Consider the following 21,263-nt stretch of genomic DNA (forward strand, 5'->3'; position numbering starts at 1 on the left):
AACAATAAAATTCACTAATTGGGTAGTTTACCTTCTGCCGCATCTTTATTTTCTTTTAAATAGATTCGGTACAATTCAAAAAATGATGGGGCATCAAGTAATTCTATATCAGGGTTTGATTTTTTTAATTCTTCAACAACTTTAACATACCATGTAGGGGATTTCAGGATGTTGCGAAACCAGTGAAAAGGTATATTCCGTTTATTTACCTGATCTGCAATAGTTTTTGCAGCAGCGGCGGGGCTATCTTCATTTACATCCCAAACGGAACGTAGAACGGGCATATCCCCATGTAAGAGTGTTAACGGAACTTTTTGTGGCACGATTCCATTGGGACTAAACCTGGCATAGCTATCCAATCCTTTTTGATTAAGCCCAGGTGCTTCTCCATCTATAATAAACCCCGTTATGGTTAATCCCCATTGCTTATAATAAGGCAGGTTGTGCTGTGCCCATGAATCAAGTCCATCCGGCAAATCCGATATAGGTCTGGGTGCCTGCAACATGCCGGGCATAAGATATCCTGCACCATTATCAGCAGCAGCAAAATAATCATTAGGTGTTGCCGTTTCTCTCCGGTATTCCATCGCCATTGGCACTCTTTCAGCTAATACCGGGCTTATACTCCACATTAAAGGAACCTTTCCTCTATTGGGATCATCCCAAATAGTAGGAGTTGTTTGAGACAACCATGAAGACGCATCATAATCACCAACATAGAAAACGAAAAAGTTTTTACCCTTGATCTGCAATTTCCCATCCTTACTCAAGTACCCTTTTTGCTTTAATTCATCGTGACCTACCCATCGTTGCTTATAGGTCTTTTGAAGCGGGTAATGCTGCCAAAAAGAGGCATTTGCCAACGCTCCGAATCCTATTGCATCAGCATCTTTAAAGGCGTTGTATGCGCTGATAACCCTTGAATATTCCCATTCTGTCTCCACATCTTCATGTTTTCCACCGGCATGACGGGTATATTTAAATGCCCAGGGAGGGAAACCCCCGAGATATGTAAATTTATTACCATTGTCATTATGCTGATACGCTTGCAAAAGGTATTCTTTCAGCGTTTTTAGATCTTCTCCTTTTTGCTGACTGGCATCATCTGTTGCTTTCTCATCTCCCCATGGACTCAGGTCGAAAAAGAAGGCATTTCTACTCACAAAAAAATCGTGATTAGAAAGCGTATGATGGTTTATGCGTGTAGCTCTGGGATTCTCCATCCATCGCTGGTCAATATAATAAGCACCATGAGCAGTATTACAACGTCCTGTTTTTACATAGTTTTCAATAAACCATAGATAGGCATCGTTCTTTGCGGATCCACTTGATTTCCTTTTTGTACTTGGAATGGTACCAATACCAGTAAATAATGAGGTACCATTTTGTTTTAGCAACCATTTTTTTACGGGAATTTTGGGGCCGTTCAGGATGAGTTTACTATACAGGCTACCGGGACTTATATCATACCTGATTGCAATAAGACCATCAGCTCCGGCTACGGAAGATGCCACATTACTTGTTGAAGGCACTTTGGGATCATATACCACTGCTCCTTTGATATCAGAAATAAAAGCTGTTGTCAATTTAACAATATCAGTATAAAGAACTGTATCCGCGCCGTGAAGCCACTTCTCCTCCTTTCTGTATTTATTCCACCAATAGCGATCTATATTTACACCATCATTTTCAATATAAAAGAAGTATAAACGAGGAGAAGACCTGTTTACAATACCCTGCAGGGTAGCCAATGTATGGGTATGATCCCAAATCATCTGAATATTTGAGGCTTTCTTCACATCCAGTTTCAGCGTATACCCCAGATCAAACAATGTGATGGGCGGCAGCTTATTTTCCCTTGATAGTGCAGTTGTACTTGCTAAGATTAGGATACTGATCAAAAATTTCTTCATAATAGTTAAATATCTAATTTTACTGCCGCAGCATAATTAAATTTTGCTTCAGGTAAATTAATCAGTGCACCTACTCTGAAAAAGTATGGTTTTCCGGGCTTTAACAAAGAACTATTTGCAGCCAGATCAATTTCCAATACAAAAACCTGATTTTCATCAACTACAGTATTAACATCCAACTCAGTTGCAACAGTTCTTATGGGCTCACCAACGATTGGTTCTGAGCTGGCATACAATCCTATTTTAGTTACATTATTAGGCACATTTTGCTGCAATTTAAAAGTGGCTTTAACTTTTGTTCCGTTTTTAACAATGCTGAGGTCTTTAACCCTAATGTAGGGAACCACTAAAAAATCGAGCACTGTTTTGCCTGTAATTTTTATTACCTGTTCGGGAATCTGCACAAAATTTCTCTGATCAGGTTGTATCGTATACGTATTTGCAAATAACATCTTATCGGCATAAGTACCATTGTTTGTTGCTCTTAAATATTGCGGCGAAACCGGATCATAGCCATGTTCGATAATTTTTAAAGTAGTACCTCTTATGATATCTTGTTGTACGAGTTCTTTTGTTCCTATATCGATTATGCTCCCCGACAATTCAGCATTTGGGCCATCATAATTATCGAGCTCGCAGGAAGCTAACAATACAGTTGTAATTATCATTACAGCCAAGTAAATTTTTCTTATTTTCATTATAACTCCTTGTTAAATATTTTTTAAAAGAATAAAAATTGGTCTTAATATTGAGGGTTTTGAACTAATCCATTCGCCCCAATGCCAGGGATAGATACATAATAAAAGTTGACCGGAAAGGTTAACGGTGCTTCTCTAGACAAGTTTCTTCGGACAAAGATATATTTGACTGGGTTTTCTCTTAAGTCAAGAAGAGGAACCAAAGCTTTCCGAACTGTATTATTAAAGAGAACATGATAATCTCTTCTTCTGACCAGGTCCCAATATCTTTTGTTTTCAAAAGCCAGTTCGACTCTCCTTTCACGCAATACATTTGTCAGAGACAATGGTATGTTCTGTTTGTGGCCTGCTCTCCGGCGAATAACATTTATAGCATCGGCTGCTTTTAGTTGCGCATTGTCAGCTGTATAATTACTTTCTATGACAGCCTCTGCATAATTAAGCAATATTTCAGCATAACGAAAATCCATCCAATCATTTGTTGAGGCACCTAAATTAGGTGGCACAGCATTTTTTGAAAGAAATTTTTTAAAACTGAATCCTGTTCTGGTCATATTTCCGGCCTGAACAGCAAACCCCGAATACTGAGGCCATTCTGCAGCACCGTAAGTATAATATTTTATGCCGTTTACAACAATAGATTCATCGGTTTCAATTTTCGCAGTTCCATCTGGTTGGATATATCCCCCTTGTATAATGATCGTTTTCCCTTTCCATTCCGTACCCGGCAGTATAGCTGTTGCCCATAAACGAGCATCTTTATCTTTAAAAATATCGTAGGGTGTATTAAAGGTCTTATATGATTTATTCTTATCAAAACCATTGTAATCATTAACATTTCCATCATTGGTAGTAACTACTGGTGCACTCACACCTGGATTACTATAACTTTCATACAAATCGACCAGCGCCAATGTAGGGTTCATTCTACCTGGGTGCGGTGAGCCGTCAGAAGTCTGGTTTGGATTGAACCAAAAGTCGGTACTATGCCCGGAAGACCCTGGGTTTGTAAAACCTTTAACAAAAATTGCCTCTTCAGGTGCGGCATTTGGGTTTTCAAAAAGTGCCCTGTAATTTTCGATAGCTTCCGCTACAGTAGCAGGACTGGGCTTGTATAACGAAAACTGACCTGAATTCATAATCGCTTCAGAAGCTTTAATACATTCCTGATAATAGCTATCCGCTTCAGCAGCATCAATACCTACCAGCTTCTGAGTTACAGCTGTACCTGAAAGCGGTGCTTTTGACCAATATTTTGCTATTGATGCTGCATGAAGAGCTGCACGAGACTTAAGTGCATAAGCACCCCATTTTGTTGCCCTCCTTTTATCTGTTGTACGTGTCTCTGGCAAGTTCTCTGCAGCAAGATCACACTCATCAAGTACAAAGTCCCAGATTTCCTTTTCAGTACTACGTGGTACCTTGAGGCTTTCCACTTCTCCATTATACTTTTGTGTATTGGTAATCAACGGCACACCACCGTATCTTTTTACCAGTGCGAAATAAGTATAAGCACGTATAAATGCTGCCTCTCCAGCAATTTCTGACTTATCCTTTTCATTAAGATTAAGCGTTGGAATGGTTTCTATTAAAAGATTAACATCTCTGATTAGCTTATAGCCCTGATCCCACCAGGGATAATTACCTCCACCATCTACCAAATGGCTATACTCTGAATTGGCTGCTTCATCAGTTTGAGTAGCGGGAGCAATACCAATGGTATTTATATTTGCCGAATTAAATCCGTTTCTGCCAAAAGCAAAATCTTCAATAGGTAACTGGCTGTACAAATTTGCCATATAGACTTTTATACCTTCTGGACTGGAGAATAGCGTTTTGCTATCTAATTTATCCAATGGTTTCAAATCCAATACGTTCTTGCATCCAAATACAAAGCATACAATACCTATAAACATTACTATATTTTTGATTGTTCTCATAATTGTAAGCTGTTAAAAATTTACGTTTACCCCTATATTGTAACTCTTGCTTACCGGATAAACCCATCCGGCATTATATGCACCTTCTATCTGTTCAGGATCAAAAGGCCTAACGAACGGATCGGTGATTGTAAATAGATTATAGGCATTGAGATATATCCTTAGTCCGCTGATTTTCAAAGATTGCATCAACTTACCTGAAAATGAATATCCTAATTCCAGACTTTTCAACCGCACATACGATGCGTCCTTCCTCCAAACAGAACTTTCGGAATACAAAGCACCAATATCCTGCTCAAGACGTGCTGCAGGCCATTTTCCTGGTATCCATTCACTGTCTGGATTATATGCATCGGCTTTATGCCACCTGTCATAGAAATAAGCAGGCTCATTACCCTGCCCCCAAAACATTGTTGCGTAAGCATGGGTAAATCTCACTGAATAATTTCCAGATCCCTGAAATAAGGCATTCAGATCAAAACCTTTCCAGGAAGCATTTAACGTTAGTCCGTAATGCATTTTGGGATTTCCGCCCCATGCTGAAGGAAGTGCATCATTTCCATCAATCAGTCCATCCCCGTTTGCATCTCTATATTTAAAATCACCAACGAGTTCACGGCTATTGCCAAGGTCTCCATTTTGGATAGGGGAAGAGACCAATTCATCCTGACTTTGAAACTGACCTTCTACATCATACATCCATACAATATCATTCCAACGGTTGGCAGAACCATTTCTCCACTTATCCATACTATTTAAAAAAGGCCCTCTTTCAACATAAACATTCATCGTTCTTGCAAAATTGAAATTTCCGCTAAGACTATAACTAAAATCACCCAATGTCTGTCTGTGATTGATCGTGAATTCTAACCCGCGAACGCGATCGCTATTAAGATTTTCTTGCGGCAAAGAGCCCCCAAAGGTGTTGGGTAAGGATACATTTCTATATGCAAGCAGCCCGGTTCTATCTCTCTGATAAGCATCAATTTCCATACTAAGTTTTCCTTCGAAAAAACCCAGATCTAAACCTACGTTTTTAATATTCGACTTAAACCATGTAAGGTTTTCATTAACAATCCCTGGTGCTGATGCACCAGAACTATAACTTCCATCATTAAATTCATAACCACCACCACCAGTAGTAGAGAATCCAGCCACATATTGAAAAGGATTGCCAGCATCCTGACCAACAAGACCATAAGATGCCCTAAGCTTAAGATTATATATAAAAGGAGCCTTTTCTTTTATAAAAGATTCTTCGGATATGCGCCATCCAACAGAAGCCACTGGAAATAGCCCCCATCTCCTATCAGGATGATACCTATAAGAGCCATCGTATCTAGCAGCCAATTCAAAAAGATATTTCTCTTTATAATTATATGTAGTACGTCCAATAAAAGATTTACTTCCAAACTGATGTTCAATACCACTTGTTTGTTGGTTATTCAAACCGGCCATATCTATCTGATCATTGGTATAAAACTGGTACTCTCTTCGTAACGATGCATTTCGATCCCAACCACTTCTTTGTTCATAAACTAACGTTATACCTAGTTTATGATCAGTTGCAATAACCTTATCATAAAGCAAATGTGCCTGAAGGCTTACACGGTTATTATCTATATATCCATTATGAATAGAAGTAGGGTTCCGCAAATCTGTAGCTATATATTTATCGGTTGCAGCATCGTAATTAAATAGCTGATAACTTTTTGCCAGATTCTTTCCCAAATAATTATTACCGTCAAAAGAAGCAAGTCCTTTAACTCTTAAACCTTCTAAAAAAGGCATATTATAAGTCAAAGCTACAGAAGATTGAAAAAATTTGTTTACATCTTCGGCATAACCGGTACGGTTGCGATCAGAAAGTGCAAGAGGATTTTTACTCTGCCCATCTGTTACCAATGCCGGGTATTCGGGGTTGTCATTTGCATAGGGTCTATGGTTTGGCAGACTGGATACAGTACCCCTTAAGATTTCAAAAAAACTTTCGCCTGGGGCATTTTTTTTATCATATCGTCCAGAAAGCTGTATCTCTGCTGTAAGATCTTTAGCTAGATTGGCGGTTAGATTGGTCCTGAAAGTATACTTTTCGTAGTTAAGCGCATTGCTCTTTAAAAGCCCATTATCTGTTTGATAGCCAAAGCTGGTAAAGTAGTTGATGGCATCAGAACCTCCCTGGGCAGAGATTGTATGTTGCTGCTGACCCGCATATTTTTTCATGGTTTCATCATACCAGTTGATACTTTCATACCCAGGAATGCCCTGTTGATATTTGAGAAGTTCTTCCTTAGAGATATAAGGACTCTTGCCGATGTTAATATCAGCTTCATTCCGCATTTCCATCCACTGAGCAGCAGTAGCCATTTCGGGCATACCAGTTGGCGATTGTACTCCTACAACCGCATTGTATTTAAACTGTGGCTTTCCCTTCTTTCCTTTTTTTGTGGTTACTATGATTACACCATTTGCAGCATTCAATCCATATATAGCTGCAGACGCATCTTTAAGCACGGATATACTTTCAATATCTTCTGGGTTGATTCGCTGAAATTCACTACCTCCATCGCGCGCTATACCATCAATAACATACAAAGGTGATCCAAACCCCCTGATGTTGATCATTGCATCAAAGTCACCTGGCCCGCCGGTATTCTGGCGTATTTGTAGGCCTGCTATTTTTCCTTGCAGCTTCTGTGCCAAACTGGTATGCGTAGTAGTTTGAATAGCTTTCCCATCAATATTACTAATAGCTCCCGTCAGGTTAACCTTCTTTTGGGTGCCATATCCAACCACCACGACCTCCTCCATCTGATTACCTTCAGATTCCAGTTGAACATTATGGACTTTAATCCCATTTATTGCTACCGTTTTCGACACAAATCCGACATAGGAAAAAACCAGACTATCAGTACTTTGAGCCTGAATACTGAAAGCCCCGATATTATTGGTTATCGTTAACTTGGAAGAATTTGATTTCAACCTAACAGAGACTCCGGGTAAAGCCATTCCTGAACCGGACTTAACCACCCCACTTACCATTATTTCATCCTGACTTAAAGTCATTTCTGCATACCCTCCTGGGATATAAATGGATGTCAAAAGCAAGACAATCGCTATTAACCTTTTCAAAGCATAATAATGATTACGTGTTACATTTTTTTTTCTCATTGTTTAGTGTTTATTTGGTTCACGGTTATCTTTTTTATATATTCATAATTATTTTTGATTGTATAGTTTCGATAAAGAATATGGTACATCTTCTTTTCTTATCCCCCGCGTTTTATTTGGATCTTTTTGCATTGTAAAATCAATTGTTGCCCCATTCATCAAAGCTTTATGACTGACCCAATTCTTTTGATGAAGACTACCATTAAATTTCATTGATTTTACGTAGCGATTACTGCTACTATTCGTAGTGGCGTTAATGGTAATTTTCCTCCGATTTTCTAAACTCACCGTTACCTTTTTAAACAAAGGCGCACCTACAACATATTCATCAGTACCAGGGCAAACCGGATAGAAGCCCATAGCAGAAAACACATACCAAGCTGAAGTCTGCCCGTTATCCTCATCCCCACAATATCCGTCGGGAGTGGGTAAATATAATTTATCCATTACTTCTCTTAACCAATATTGGGCTTTCCAGGGCTGACCAGCATAATTATACAAATAAATCATATGCTGTATAGGCTGGTTGCCATGAGCATATTGTCCCATATTCATGATCTGCATCTCCCTAATCTCATGGATCACCTGACCGTAATAACTTTCATCAAATAAGGGTACGGAAGTAAATACAGTATCTAATTGTGCGTTAAATTTATCTCTACCTCCCATTAAACCTATTAAACCTTCAATATCATGGAAAACTGACCAAGTATAATGCAAGCTATTGCCTTCAGTAAAAGCATCACCCCATTTATATCGGTTAAAAGGGCTTTGAAAATCACCGTTTTTATTTTTTCCACGCATTAAAGAATTCTCTGTATCAAATACATTTCGGTAGTTCAAACTACGCTTTGCAAAGCGATCAATTTCGTGTTGTGGTTTACCCAAAGCTTTCGCCAATTTGTAAATGGTAAAATCAGCATATGCATACTCCAGCGTTCGGGCTGTATTCTCCTTTACACCCACGTCATAAGGCACATAGCCTAATTCATTATAGTACTTAACACCTTTTCTACCTACTGAGCTAAGTGGACCCTCATTTTCAGAGTTTTTAAGCATAGCCTGATATAACGTTTCTATATCAAAACCCCTTGCTCCCTTTAAATAAGCATCAGTTATGATTGAGGCAGAATTAGAGCCGATCATACAATCACGATGCCCCGGACTGGCCCATTCAGGCAACCATCCACTTTCCTTGTAAGTATTTACAAGCCCCTCCATAATTTGTGCGTTTAAGCTAGGATACATCAAATTATAAAAAGGGAATACAGCCCTAAAGGTGTCCCAAAAGCCATTGTCTGTAAACATAAAACCAGGCAATGTTTGTCCGTTGTATGGACTATAATGAATTACCTCATTCTTTTTATTATACTCATAGAACTTCCTGGGGTACAACAGGGTTCTATATAAACAAGAGTAGAATGTTTTTATCTGATCTGAGTTATCCGTTTCTACTTTTATTTTTGCGAGCTCCTTGTTCCAAATTTGTGCTCCTTTAACTTTAATTTGGTCAAAATCGGCACCACCTATTTCTTTAAGATTTTGAATTGCTTGTTCGTGACTGATAAATGAAGACGCAACTTTTGCATTAACCTGTTCTCCCTTTTGCGTCTTAAATCCAATAACAGCTAAAGCATGATTACCTGTATATTCAAGTCCATTCTGCTTAACACTATGCTCAAATGTGGACTGATTAGTGAATGACTTATCAAAAGTAATTACAAAATAATTCTTAAAATTTGCTGGCACGCCCCCTTTATTCTTGGTATTATAACCAACGACCATGCGTTTCTCTGGAATGATTTTTACATAGGAGCCTTGATCAAATGCATCAATAACAACGTAAGCACTATCTGTTTTAGGGAAAGTAAATCTAAAAACAGCTGCACGTTCTGTTGGAGTTACTTCAGCTTTAACATCATAATCAGCAAGATAAACACTATAGTAATGAGGCTTAACAATTTCTGATTTATGAGAAAACCAACTTTCCCGCTCATCTTCAGTGACTTTTAGTTTTCCGGTAACAGGCATTAGCGAAAACTGGCCATAATCACCGATCCAAACACTCGGCTGGTGCGTTTGTTTTAAGCCTTTAATTTTATTTGCGGAATAAGTATAGAGCCAGCCATCCCCCATTTTACCAGTTTGAGGAGACCAATGATTCATTCCCCATGGTAATGCAATAACCGGATACTGGTTCCCATTGGATAGGTCATATTTGGAATCAGTTCCCATTAATGGGTTAACCCATTGCAACAGATTTGGCGAACCTGTTATCTGCTGAGCAGAGGCAGTATAGCCAAAAATGACCAACATTTTCAAAATCAGAATTATTTTAAATTTCATAGCTATTTAATTGTATAATGAAGTGTTTAAGTTGATATTTGAAGGTGGAATATCTGTTTCTAGAGCTCCCCATCTTTTATTTGGCTCACTGCCCATAAACAGCTCAAGTGTACCTCCGTGTACTAAGTCAGCATGAGTAAACCAGGGTTTTGTTAATTCCTTACCATTCAAAAGCGCACGTTGGATATAAATATGCTCTACCGCATAATTTTTAGCAATTACTTTAAATGACTTCCCATTTGGCAAGCTCATATCAATTTCACTGAATACAGGACTACCGATATTATAAACTGGAATTCCGGGAGTAACCGGAAAAAAACCCATCATAGAGAAGACTACAAAAGATGTCATTCCGCCACCATCTTCGTCACCAGGTAAACCAAACAAATTATCGGTAAACCAGGTATCCAACAACATTCTGATTCTTTTTTGGGTTTTCCATGGTGCACCTAAATAGTTATACAAATAAGGAATATGAAAACTAGGTTCGTTGCCCATCACAAACTGGCCCACCAAACCGGAAGCATCTGGCTGTATATTCCAAAATTTCCATTTTGGCAAGCTCAGGTCTTCTCTAAACAGCTGATCAAGTTTATTCTCTGCTAACTTCAGCCCACCCATCAATTGAAAAACCCCTTGCAGGTCATGTTTTACATGCCAATTGTAAGTGTATGCGTTATTCTCTGTAAAATATTCCCTAACAGCCAATTTTGAGTTAAATGGTTCTATCCATTTCCCCTCCGCATCTTTAGGCCACATCATCCCTTTTTCAGTCCTAAAAACATTCTTATAATAAGCGGCACGTTTTAAAAACAGTTCCTTATCACCCTGGTTACCAGACGGAATCGCTAACTGTGCAATGCACCAATCACTATAACTATTCTCAAGGGTAACAGAAACCGCCTGCCTCTTTTCCCATGTAGGTTCAACTTCTTTTACAGTTTCCTTTTCACCCATTGCAAGGCCCGGCATATAGCCGTTTTTATTATAAAATGAATCTAGTACAGTTGCGGGGCCATTTTTCCATGGAATTAATGTCCCTTCTAAAGAATTCTTTTTAAGCCCTTCATAAGCTTTTTTAACATCAAAACCCCTCAATCCCTTAAACCAGGCATCAGCAATCCAAGATGCAGCATGATTACCAGTCATTGCCGGCCAGTCCCCAAAAGTTACTGCAAATGAGGGCATCCATCCCCCCTGTTCATACATTTTGATATATGATTTTATCTTCTCGGTTTCCTTTTTCGGATCAAGAATCATGTGCAATGGTTCCAAAGCGATATAATTGTCCCAGATCCAGTTGTCTACAAAAAAAGGCTCCTTCGATTCATGTATCTTATGATCATAGGCACTATAATACTTCCCATACTCATTGATATCAACCATACGTTCATAACTTCTGTATAAAGAAGTATAAAACACCCGCTTTTGCGCCAGAGTCCCTCCCTTTACATTAATTTGCATAAACTTCTTATCCCAAACCAGAAAAGCTTTATGCTTTAATTCGCTAAAATTCCATGAAGGAATCTCTCTGTATAAATTTTGTTTTGCTTGTTCTATGCTGATATAGGAAATACCATATTTAAAGCCAACAGTTTTATTGTTATTACTAAATGCCAACAATAGCTGCTGCTTCTCGGTAGGACTCTGATAATGTGAGGTTATGATATCAGCATCACATTCTGCATAAAAATAAGCCTTCATTCCAGAAAAAGATTCTGTTCCCGACACGATTCTTTTACCCTCCACATTTACTTCGCCGGTTTTACCAAAAAGGCCTAAACGTAGATGATGTTTTTTAGGGCTATTAAAAGTTGTCTTGAAATAGCCACTCCTTTCCGCGGGACTAAACTCTACTACATCGGCATATTCTTCATCAGTAACTTTATAATAATAAGGAGTAAGGGCCTCCTTTTCAATAATTAAATTTTTATCCCATAGACTTTCTGTCTCATCTCCACTTACAGGAAGAAAAGAAAACACCCATGCAATGCGATGCGAAGCCACATTTAATGGAAAAGAACTGATCCTGTCATCTAATTGATCTTTTTTTATGGGATACACCCTAAGCATGCTATTGGGAAGGTGAACGGTAGGTCGGGCAGGCTCCAGTATTATCCCCACACCTCCTATTGAAGGGTCTACATAAGATACATTTGATTGTTTAACCTGCGCAAACACAGAACTAGTGATTGACAATAATATCCCTGCAAATAAAAAACAGGAAAGGTGCTCGCAAAATCTTACGTTCATAAGAATTAGATTTGGTTGGATTTCGGTTTATTTGGTTACAGCAACCTTTTCAGATGGCCTTAAACAAACATAAAAAAAACAACTTGTATATACAAGATAAATATAACATTTATAACAACTTATATATACAAGTTACAATACAACAACTTGTATAGCCATATTTATATAAGCAGCTATAAATAACTACATTTGCAGAGACAGCGCTAAACATGATATCGATGAGTAAAAAAGAAACCATTCCCTTATACAAAAAGGTTATTGATGACCTTAAAACATTAATAGACAAGGGAACATATAAAAAAGGAGAACTTCTCCCTTCAGAAAATGATCTTTGTAAAACCTACAGCACTACACGAGTTACCGTACGACAGGCATTAACAGGCTTGATGAGTATGGGTTATATTACCAGGCGACATGGCAAAGGCAGTATCGTTTCGGAACCGAAACAGGGCCTGGGAATTCTTTCTTTAAGTGGTGTTACTGCAGGAGTTGGTGATCAAACATTAACAACAGCAATACTACAAAAGCAAGCCAAACAAAGCTGGCCGCTCGATTTCTTCCATGAACTCAATAAAGAAGAATTGCGAAATGGATGTGTGTTTTTTAGTAGATTAAGACATATCAATGGTACACCTGTCTTATATGAAGAAACTTTTATTACTAATATCAATTTACCAAGATTTACTTCGCGAAATTTAGAAAACTGTTCTCTGTTTAAAATACTCAAAGAACATTATAATATAGAGGTTAAAGAAGGTGAGCAAAAAATATGGGCAATACATGGAGATAAAAACATCAGCAAGCTGTTGGATATTAAAACCAATCATCCTATTGTACATATGAAAAGAAGATTACAAACGAACATTAATAATCTGAATATTTACTCCTTGGTATACTGTAATACAACCGAGTACTTTTTACAAGATTATTTCTAAGCCATTCTTCAATACCATTTATTTCTAATCAAAAAAATGCTGGACCAGATTTCAAAACCTAGCCCAGCATTTACCCTAAATTAGCCTAATGCCCACCAGCAACATTTGCAGCTTTTACATCTCCCAACCTCGCTGAGCAGAAGAAACCAAAAAAAGCAATATATAAATAGGATATTACCGGAATAAAAAATGACTTCTGGATCCCTACTGCATCAGCAGCTGCACCTTGTATCAATGGAAGCAGTGCACCTCCCAGTATAGCCATCACCAATAATGATGATCCTTGACTAGTATATTTTCCCAAACCATGTATAGATAAAGTGAAAATATTTGACCACATGATGGAATTAAACAACCCAACACCAATTATTGCCCACATCGCTGTGACACCTGTTGAAAATATAGTCAGCAATATCAAGGCAATGCAAATCATTGCAAAAAACGAAAGCGTCCTCGCAGGGGCAGCCTTACCTATAAAAAATCCAATTAAGTTAATTCCAATAAGGATAAGAAATACTGACATCTGATCAAAACTCAGATCTACAATTGCAAAGATCAGTAGAAACACTGCTATTGCCGTACCTACCATAAATAACACTTTTTTTGAACCAGCGATATGATGATTTAAGGAAATTGCTCCCAGAAACCTACCTATCATTGCCCCACCCCAATATAAGGCCAGATAATTCTTACTCACCGATTCCGACAAGCCCATAATATCCTTATGTTCCAAAAAATTAATGATAAAGCTACCAATACACACCTCTCCGCCCACATAAAAAAAGATGGCAAATATGCCCAACTTAAGTTGAGGGAATTTAAGAGCTCCTAACGATTTTTCTGAAGTTTCTTCAGACCTAAAATCAGGCAATCTAATTTTATAAAGCAAAGCGGCCAATAATAAAAATACTCCCGTAAAGATAACGTAAGGAATCTCAGTAGCCTCAGCAGTAATTTCTCCGTTTACTGCAAAAAATTCGAAGATCAGAAATCCGCCTATTATAGGCGCAATTGTTGTCCCAAGGGAGTTGAAAGCTTGAGACAGATTAAGTCTGCTGGAAGCGCCTTCTGGTTTACCAAGCAAAGAGACATAAGGATTGGCTGCAATCTGCAGTAATGTAAAGCCCAGACCTAAAATAAATAGTGCACCTAAAAAAAGCCCATAAGAAGCATATCTTGCCGCAGGAAAAAACAAAAAACAACCTATCGAAGCCACTACAAGACCAAGTAGCAGCCCGTTTTTATAGCCTATTTTATTGATGGGATCGCCTTTAAAATAAGAGACTACAAAATAGGCAACCGAACCTATAAAATATGCTCCAAAAAACACAAACTGCACGAGCATTGATTGTAAATAATTGAGTTCAAATAATACTTTAAGGTGAGGTATCAATACATCATTCATACAGGTTAAAAAACCCCACATAAAAAAAAGTGTAGTAATAACGATAAATGGCATAGAATAACTGCCATGTTCCTTGGTTTGATGCATAAACTGATTTATATTGGTTTAAAGGTTATTTTCAAATGTAATTTAAAATACTTGTATATACAAGTATTTTAAATTACATTCTTTTCTCAATCTATAATTAAATTGAAAACAGTTTAAGCACCTGTTTAAATTTCTGTTTTATAAAATTAAGAAGCTAGTTTAGCCATTAACCTAAGGATACATATATTTGAGGGCTCAAATTTTAAAACTTTCACATATAGCATCACAGGAAATTAACTCCTAAGTCATAGCTTATGCCACTTTTTTGTAGCATAATATTAAGCTTTATCCATTACAGATAATTGTTCAATACATCTAACTAAACTGTCTCTCCAATAAGGAACTTCAATTCCGAAAGTGGTTTTGATTTTAGTTTTATCCATTACTGAGAACTTAGGTCGGGTAGCCTTTGTTGGGTATGCAGAAGTAGGAATTGGATTAACTTTTACCTGTGTATCACTAATATCAAAGATACCTTTTGCAAAATCAAACCATGAAATAGATCCTTCGTTGCTATAATGATATACACCATATTCCGTTTTACCTGAAGCAATAACATCGAGAATAGCATTTGCCAAATCGATAGCATAAGTTGGTGAACCAATCTGATCTGCAATGATGCTCAATTCGTCACGATCTGCCCCGAGTTTCAACATGGTTTTCACAAAGTTGTTTGCATACTCAGAATACAACCAGCTTGTGCGAATGATGTAATGCTCATTAAGGTTATCGATAATATCCGCTTCACCTTCTAGCTTAGTTAAACCATATATATTTATTGGTTCAGCAACATCTGCTTCTTTTAGCAATTCTGGAATAGCACCTTCAAAAACAAAGTCTGTAGATACATGAACTAGCTTAGCACCAAATTCTTTGCATAGTAAAGCGATATTTAAAGCTCCTTGTTTATTGATTAATCTGCAAAGATCAACGTCATCTTCAGCTTTGTCAACAGCGGTGTAAGCAGCACAATTAATTACGTAGGCTGGTTTTCTCTCGGCAAATAAAGTTCTTAGTTTTTCAACATCAAGGATATTTGCTACGCTTTCATCGGGGAAGTCTAATGTATCGATATTTCTTTTTGAGGCAACAGCCTTAAGGCATTGTCCTAATTGTCCTGATGCTCCTAGTACTAGTGTTTTCAATATAATTGGGTTAGAAGGTTTTCTACTTAAAAAGGTTAATTAATTAATCAAAAATAGAATAAAAACAGAAGAATGTATTGCTTTCGACAATTTACGGAAAAGTCATGCTAAACTCCATACTCACATTCCTCTTTGATCATTGAATATAAAACCAGGTCTAAAAATTCCCCATTCACTTTCTCGGCTTGTCTTAGAACACCTTCGACTTGGAACCCCAGTTTTTTGGGTATTGCCTGGCTTTTTAAATTAGAAATAGCCACTTTAATCTCGATACGATGTAATCCCAACTTCTTAAAACCATAATTAATCAATGCTTTACAAGAGCGAATCATAATCCCCTTACCCTGGGCACTTTCTGTAAGCCAGTAACCTATTGCAGCATTTTCATTTAAAAGATTCAAATAGTGTAGTCCGATCCTACCCACAGCTTGTTCATTAAATATGATTACAAAACTCACCTCCATTCGCTGTTGGTAAAATAATTCGCAGTTTTTGATATAGGCAATAAAATCATCTACAGACTGCATATTAGGCACCCAAGGCAGAAACTCTGACAACTGCTGTCGACTACTATTTAAAGCTTGAAATAAACCTTCTGCATGTTTTTCAGCTGTTAGCTCCAGTCTGAGATTTTGATCGATCGTTATTACCATTTCCACTACACTTAATACTGGTAGTAAAATTATCTATTTTAACATCGTAATCTCCAAAAAATGGGATTTATTTTGGAGGATTTATATGTTGGATTACTCCATCAAGCATAACGGATAGTTTTTTAGCACCAAATCTATTTAGATGATCAGCATCATGGAAATCTGAAATACTAAAAGAGTTATCCTTTAGCAGGTTTACATAAGTCACGTTATTACGATGAGCAACTAAATCTGCCATCAGATGGGTTGTTTGGTTCAATTGCTTCGCATCAAGGTGTTCAAAATATGTTTTATAAGCAGGCGGAGTATAAAACAGCACCTGTATGTTTCTTTGTTTTGCGAAACGGATAATGCGTTCTAGAACAGCTTTATTCTTTACAAAATACTCCTCATTTATTCCTGTATGTCTTTTGGCGGCCACGGGTCCACTATTAAGAAATTTAGTTTTACCTAACACTCTTTTGTGTTCTCCCCAGCCCAAATAGGAAGAAGTAAGAAGCGTACTTTTTTTAATATAGTACAAATATAGTTTGTTCATATTTAGCTCAAACTGACTGAATATTTCAAATTGGCTGAAAAGATCGTCTGTTACCTTAATTCCACAATAAATTTCATAACTCTTCAATCTCCAGCTTTCACCATTATGCTTCATGGAGCTATATAAGCTAAAATAAGAAATAGGCACGACGATGAATTTCAAACTTTTCCAGTCTGCGCCATATTTTTCGAGGATCTCATCATCTAAATCCAGTGTTTGTGAAACATATGCTGCATTGAAAGATTTCTCTTTAATATTGGCCGGGTTAATTCCATAAAATGCATGTGAACTCCCCAGAAATAAAACAGCTATCTCACTTGTGTGTAGTTTTAAGTAGTTACTCTTAAGTTCATAATCATTTGGAATATGACGAAGGAGAAATTCTCCCAAGATTCCAAGAACTAGTATTGGAAGCAGAAATAGAAAGGTAGATTTCAGAAACTGTCTCATATTAAAACTGAAAATAAATGAATTGTTGTTTTTCGCCGGCAAACCAAACAATTGCCAGCACCAAAGTATAATAAAAGGCCCACCTGACCGGTTTAGGAAAGTTAAACCCGAAATTAGCAATAGCATACTCCTGCATTCTTCCCCTCCATTCTATCAGTATAAACACTCCAATCAGCAATATGATAGATCGAGGAAATATTTGAGGTTTACTAAAGGCCGAAGTAGAAAACATACCTCCAAGATATTCAAAGGCATGATGAAGATCTTTTGCTCTAAAAAATACCCAGGCTATCACAGTTAACCCAAAAGTTACTCCCATGGCTATAATCTCCCTTAAATTCGGAAAAATCCTCCCCTGAGCTACAACGTCAAGATTGCGCCTATTTGTTTCAAAGAAAATCGAGGGCATTATGTATAAGGCGTTTAAAAGTCCCCAAACAATAAAGGTCCAGTTAGCTCCATGCCAAAAGCCGCTTACCAAAAATATTATAAATGTATTTCTTACTTTTTTCCAGATACTACCTTGACTTCCGCCCAATGGAATGTATAAATAGTCCCTGAACCAACTTGATAAGGAGATATGCCACCGACGCCAGAACTCAGCAATGTCTCTTGAAAAATAAGGAAAGGCAAAGTTTTTCAGCAGATCAATACCAAAAAGTCGGGCAGTTCCTAAGGCAATATCTGAATAACCGGAAAAGTCACAATAAATCTGGAAGGTAAAAAATAAAGCACCCAATATTAAAGTGCTTCCATTGTATTCAGATGAATTGTTAAATATCATATTGGCATATTCTGCACAACCATCTGCGATAACAATTTTTTTAAACAGCCCCCATAAAATCTGTCTTAACCCATCCACCGCTTTAGAAACATCAAAGTTCCTTTCTCTTTTTATTTGTGGTAAAAGATGGGTAGCTCTCTCAATCGGTCCGGCAACAAGTAATGGAAAGAAACTTACAAAAAGTGAGTAATCTATAAAGTTGCGTTCTTCCTTTATCCTGTTTTTATAAATGTCTATGATGTATGACAAGCCATGAAAAGTATAAAAGGAAATCCCAACGGGCAGTAATACATTTAAAGTGAGAAAACTTGGCTTAAAACCCAATAAAGAAATGCCATCAGCAAAAGAAGCCACAAAAAAATTGAAATATTTAAAGACCGCCAAAAAGCCTAGGTTTATACTTATGCTTAACCAGAGCCAGAAAAGTCTCACTTTTTTGCTGCTTGCTTCGCTTATTTTTATTCCGGAATAATAGTCTAATAAGGTTGAGAAAATAAGTAGAAACAGGAATCTGTAGTCCCAACAACCATAAAAGAAATAGCTGGAAACTAACAATAATTTATTTTGAAGCTTGAGGTTACCTTTTGTTGCAAACCAATACAGCAGAAAAACTACCGGTAAAAAGATGGCGAAACTTAAAGAGTTAAATAACATGCCTCAAGAAGCATTAGAGCTATAGATAAATGTAATAATTTCATTATTCTATTTGTGTGGTATAAATTACACAATCGAATCAAAATTGTATTATTCATCCAAAAAACTGTTTAATTCATTTCCACAGAATAAACTTCTGAGTAACTTTAATACAACCAAACTAAATTTAAGAGATAATATTAAATATAACATTTGCCAAATCCGCTTAATGATATGTTAATAATTATTAATAAATAGACTTTAACAAAGTATAATTTTATTGATTAACCATTTATATAGTTCGTCTTGTGGGGATGAGTTTTTTATTAAGTGATTTCCAGATCGAGCATTAATAATTATGAAATCATATCCATCTTTTACTGACGCTGAATTGATCACATTGTTTTGTGAAGGGGATAACCATGCATTCACTGAAATATATAACCGTCATTGGAAGCAGGTACTTTATTATGCAGCAAAAAAAACGGAAGACATTGCCGTTGCCGAAGACATTGTTCAGGATGTATTTGTTTCCTTATGGAAAAGAAGAGCACAATTAGAGATAATTTCAGAATTTAAGAACTATTTGATTGTTTCCATAAAGTATCGGGTACTGAAATTTTTAAACAAACAAAGGATTAAGAGATTAGCAGAAGAAAGTAATGTATTGAACTATGACATTTTGGACGATTCTACTCAACAATATCTTGATTTTGATGAACTTCGTTCTGCTCTTGAGGAAATGGTAGGTAAACTTCCAGAAAGGAGTGCGCTCATCTACCGTATGAATAAAGAAGAAGGCATGAGCCATAGAGAGATTGGCATTGAAATGGGAATGTCAGAAAAAGCAGTAAATGCTAATCTGGTACGAACAAAAAAAACACTTCGCGCAGGGCTAAACACTTTTCTTCTTAGTTTCCTGCTTTAAAACACACATTTTTTCCTTATTAATATTTTTTTATTTTTTTGTGTCATTTGGTTGAGTTGGGGTACTTGTCAATATATACCTGTTCTGAGAGATGACAAAAACAACGGATAAGACCAGACTTCAAGAGCTTGCTCATAAATATCTTCAGGGGAATCTTACCAAAGAAGAAAAGAATGAGTTTGACAGTTGGTTTAATCAAACTACTGATGAACCATTAGAAATTCATGCTTCTTATGCAAATGATGAACAAGCGCACCAACATGCTATTTTCGACAGGATTAGAAAGGAATTAGGTATTGTCCCCCCATCACGATTAGTTACTCTATGGAGAGGGATTGCGGCAGCTATTTTAGTTATTTTGTCTGTAGGTGCAGGATTATTGTATTTCAAATCGAATCAACCGATTTCAAAACAGACTGCAAAGACTAATAAAAATGATATTGCTCCTGGTAACAATCAAGCGACTTTAACCCTTGCGAATGGAAAACGAATCTTACTCTCTTCAAAAGACCAGTCAGTGTATAAGCAAGTAGCTGATAGCAGATCTGGACAGATGGAATTCAATACCCTAACCACTACTAAAGGTGAACAATATCAGGTTATTTTACCGGATGGCACTCATGTTTGGTTAAATGCAGCATCCTCAATTAGGTTCCCGGTTAGTTTTGCTCCTTCAAAAGAGCGGAAGGTATTCATTACCGGAGAAGCTTATTTTGAAGTGGCTAAAGATAAAACCAAACCTTTTAGAGTGGTTTCAGAAAATCAGCTGGTTACAGTCTACGGAACCCACTTCGACATCAATGGATATAAAGACGAAGCCGGAACAAGGACTACGCTTCTTGAAGGAAGTGTGGATGTAAATGGGACGTTATTAAAACCAGAACATCAGGCGATAAATGTTAAAGGAGAGATGAAAGTGGTATCAGTGGACACTGAAAATATAATAGCCTGGAAGAATGGCTATTTCAGATTCAAGTCCGAAACTCTTGAAAGCATTATGAGGAAAATTTCTAGGTGGTATGATGTTGATGTAGAGTTCCAATCTCCAGCACTTAAAGATATAGAATTTGGAGGGGTTATGACCAAGTATGTGAATGTTTCTAAAGTTTTGGAAATGCTTGAACTTACAGGGGAAGCTTCATTTGAACTTAAAGGAAGAACCATAATTATTAAAAATATAAAATAACAGATCAATTAAACAACCTAACCAAAAAAGTATGAGCAAAAACAGACCAGCCACGTAGCAATTACTAGTATATGGTTTAAGAAAATAATCAGAGGCGAAAGAACGCCCCTGATACGTTCTGGTAAAACCGAAAACAATTGAAATCAACTATTTCCTGCTAATTAGAAAAGTGTTTTTGAGCCTTGGACAGCTAACGCT

General features: G+C 37.1%; 14 protein-coding genes. 3 read left to right on the plus strand and 11 right to left on the minus strand.

The features are described 5' to 3' along the window. Positions 1-14 precede the first annotated feature (14 nt). The 6 genes from J1905_RS01580 to J1905_RS01605 are packed head-to-tail and all read right to left on the minus strand — an operon-like array spanning position 15 to position 12,321. The gene (locus J1905_RS01580) at positions 15-1,913 is read right to left on the minus strand and encodes a GxGYxYP domain-containing protein (protein ID WP_214225427.1); all 1,899 of its coding nucleotides are present in this window, start codon (positions 1,911-1,913) and stop codon (positions 15-17) included. A gap of 5 nt (positions 1,914-1,918) precedes the next feature. After that, on the minus strand, positions 1,919-2,611 hold the full coding sequence (locus J1905_RS01585) for a DUF3823 domain-containing protein (RefSeq protein WP_214225428.1): 693 nt from the start codon (positions 2,609-2,611) through the stop codon (positions 1,919-1,921). A 44-nt stretch (positions 2,612-2,655) separates the two neighbouring features. After that, on the minus strand, positions 2,656-4,551 hold the full coding sequence (locus tag J1905_RS01590) for a RagB/SusD family nutrient uptake outer membrane protein (RefSeq protein WP_214225429.1): 1,896 nt from the start codon (positions 4,549-4,551) through the stop codon (positions 2,656-2,658). Between the two features lie 12 nt (positions 4,552-4,563). Continuing rightward, positions 4,564-7,722 (minus strand): SusC/RagA family TonB-linked outer membrane protein, encoded by a 3,159-nt coding sequence (locus J1905_RS01595; protein ID WP_214225430.1) that lies wholly within the window; start codon positions 7,720-7,722, stop codon positions 4,564-4,566. A 48-nt stretch (positions 7,723-7,770) separates the two neighbouring features. After that, a complete protein-coding gene (locus J1905_RS01600) occupies positions 7,771-10,068 on the minus strand; it encodes a GH92 family glycosyl hydrolase (RefSeq protein ID WP_214225431.1) in 2,298 nt (765 codons plus the stop codon). A 6-nt stretch (positions 10,069-10,074) separates the two neighbouring features. Beyond that, positions 10,075-12,321, minus strand: coding sequence for a GH92 family glycosyl hydrolase (locus J1905_RS01605; protein ID WP_214225432.1), 2,247 nt, complete (start codon positions 12,319-12,321; stop codon positions 10,075-10,077). 218 nt (positions 12,322-12,539) lie between these two features. Between J1905_RS01605 and J1905_RS01610 the strand changes: the two genes are divergently transcribed. Continuing rightward, on the plus strand, positions 12,540-13,256 hold the full coding sequence (locus J1905_RS01610; RefSeq protein WP_214225433.1) for a GntR family transcriptional regulator: 717 nt from the start codon (positions 12,540-12,542) through the stop codon (positions 13,254-13,256). An 85-nt stretch (positions 13,257-13,341) separates the two neighbouring features. On the opposite strand, the gene J1905_RS01615 is transcribed toward J1905_RS01610, so the two are convergent. The 5 genes from J1905_RS01615 to J1905_RS01635 all read right to left on the minus strand — a co-directional run bounded on the left by J1905_RS01615 (position 13,342) and on the right by J1905_RS01635 (position 18,972). Continuing rightward, a complete protein-coding gene (locus J1905_RS01615) occupies positions 13,342-14,748 on the minus strand; it encodes a sugar MFS transporter (protein ID WP_250317961.1) in 1,407 nt (468 codons plus the stop codon). Between the two features lie 278 nt (positions 14,749-15,026). Further along, positions 15,027-15,893, minus strand: coding sequence for a dTDP-4-dehydrorhamnose reductase (gene rfbD, locus J1905_RS01620; RefSeq protein ID WP_250317962.1), 867 nt, complete (start codon positions 15,891-15,893; stop codon positions 15,027-15,029). Between the two features lie 107 nt (positions 15,894-16,000). Further along, the gene (locus tag J1905_RS01625) at positions 16,001-16,546 is read right to left on the minus strand and encodes a GNAT family N-acetyltransferase (RefSeq protein ID WP_214225434.1); all 546 of its coding nucleotides are present in this window, start codon (positions 16,544-16,546) and stop codon (positions 16,001-16,003) included. A 67-nt stretch (positions 16,547-16,613) separates the two neighbouring features. Next, the gene (locus J1905_RS01630) at positions 16,614-17,534 is read right to left on the minus strand and encodes a DUF1574 family protein (RefSeq protein ID WP_214225435.1); all 921 of its coding nucleotides are present in this window, start codon (positions 17,532-17,534) and stop codon (positions 16,614-16,616) included. A gap of 1 nt (position 17,535) precedes the next feature. Beyond that, positions 17,536-18,972: an MBOAT family O-acyltransferase gene (locus tag J1905_RS01635; protein WP_214225436.1), complete on the minus strand. Its 1,437-nt coding sequence runs from the start codon at positions 18,970-18,972 to the stop codon at positions 17,536-17,538. Between the two features lie 337 nt (positions 18,973-19,309). Between J1905_RS01635 and J1905_RS01640 the strand changes: the two genes are divergently transcribed. Together J1905_RS01640 and J1905_RS01645 are read left to right on the plus strand one after the other, a co-directional pair. After that, entirely contained in the window at positions 19,310-19,879 is a 570-nt protein-coding gene (locus J1905_RS01640) for an RNA polymerase sigma factor (RefSeq protein ID WP_214225437.1), read from the plus strand. Positions 19,880-19,970: 91 nt separating this feature from the next. Then, the gene (locus J1905_RS01645) at positions 19,971-21,065 is read left to right on the plus strand and encodes a FecR family protein (RefSeq protein WP_214225438.1); all 1,095 of its coding nucleotides are present in this window, start codon (positions 19,971-19,973) and stop codon (positions 21,063-21,065) included. Positions 21,066-21,263 lie beyond the last annotated feature (198 nt).

Origin of the sequence: Pedobacter sp. B4-66, assembly GCF_018492665.1 — a bacterium.
In the GTDB taxonomy this organism is placed as follows: domain Bacteria; phylum Bacteroidota; class Bacteroidia; order Sphingobacteriales; family Sphingobacteriaceae; genus Pedobacter.

What these genes read in the sequence shown, in the direction of transcription:
- J1905_RS01580 (WP_214225427.1), bottom strand. Translation starts at nt 1,913, where the DNA reads ATGAAGAAATTTTTGATCAGTATCCTAATCTTAGCAAGTACAACTGCA.
- J1905_RS01585 (WP_214225428.1), bottom strand. Translation starts at nt 2,611, where the DNA reads ATGAAAATAAGAAAAATTTACTTGGCTGTAATGATAATTACAACTGTA.
- J1905_RS01590 (WP_214225429.1), bottom strand. Translation starts at nt 4,551, where the DNA reads ATGAGAACAATCAAAAATATAGTAATGTTTATAGGTATTGTATGCTTT.
- J1905_RS01595 (WP_214225430.1), bottom strand. Translation starts at nt 7,722, where the DNA reads ATGAGAAAAAAAAATGTAACACGTAATCATTATTATGCTTTGAAAAGG.
- J1905_RS01600 (WP_214225431.1), bottom strand. Translation starts at nt 10,068, where the DNA reads ATGAAATTTAAAATAATTCTGATTTTGAAAATGTTGGTCATTTTTGGC.
- J1905_RS01605 (WP_214225432.1), bottom strand. Translation starts at nt 12,321, where the DNA reads ATGAACGTAAGATTTTGCGAGCACCTTTCCTGTTTTTTATTTGCAGGG.
- J1905_RS01610 (WP_214225433.1), top strand. Translation starts at nt 12,540, where the DNA reads ATGAGTAAAAAAGAAACCATTCCCTTATACAAAAAGGTTATTGATGAC.
- J1905_RS01615 (WP_250317961.1), bottom strand. Translation starts at nt 14,748, where the DNA reads ATGCATCAAACCAAGGAACATGGCAGTTATTCTATGCCATTTATCGTT.
- J1905_RS01625 (WP_214225434.1), bottom strand. Translation starts at nt 16,546, where the DNA reads ATGGTAATAACGATCGATCAAAATCTCAGACTGGAGCTAACAGCTGAA.
- J1905_RS01630 (WP_214225435.1), bottom strand. Translation starts at nt 17,534, where the DNA reads ATGAGACAGTTTCTGAAATCTACCTTTCTATTTCTGCTTCCAATACTA.
- J1905_RS01635 (WP_214225436.1), bottom strand. Translation starts at nt 18,972, where the DNA reads ATGTTATTTAACTCTTTAAGTTTCGCCATCTTTTTACCGGTAGTTTTT.
- J1905_RS01640 (WP_214225437.1), top strand. Translation starts at nt 19,310, where the DNA reads ATGAAATCATATCCATCTTTTACTGACGCTGAATTGATCACATTGTTT.
- J1905_RS01645 (WP_214225438.1), top strand. Translation starts at nt 19,971, where the DNA reads ATGACAAAAACAACGGATAAGACCAGACTTCAAGAGCTTGCTCATAAA.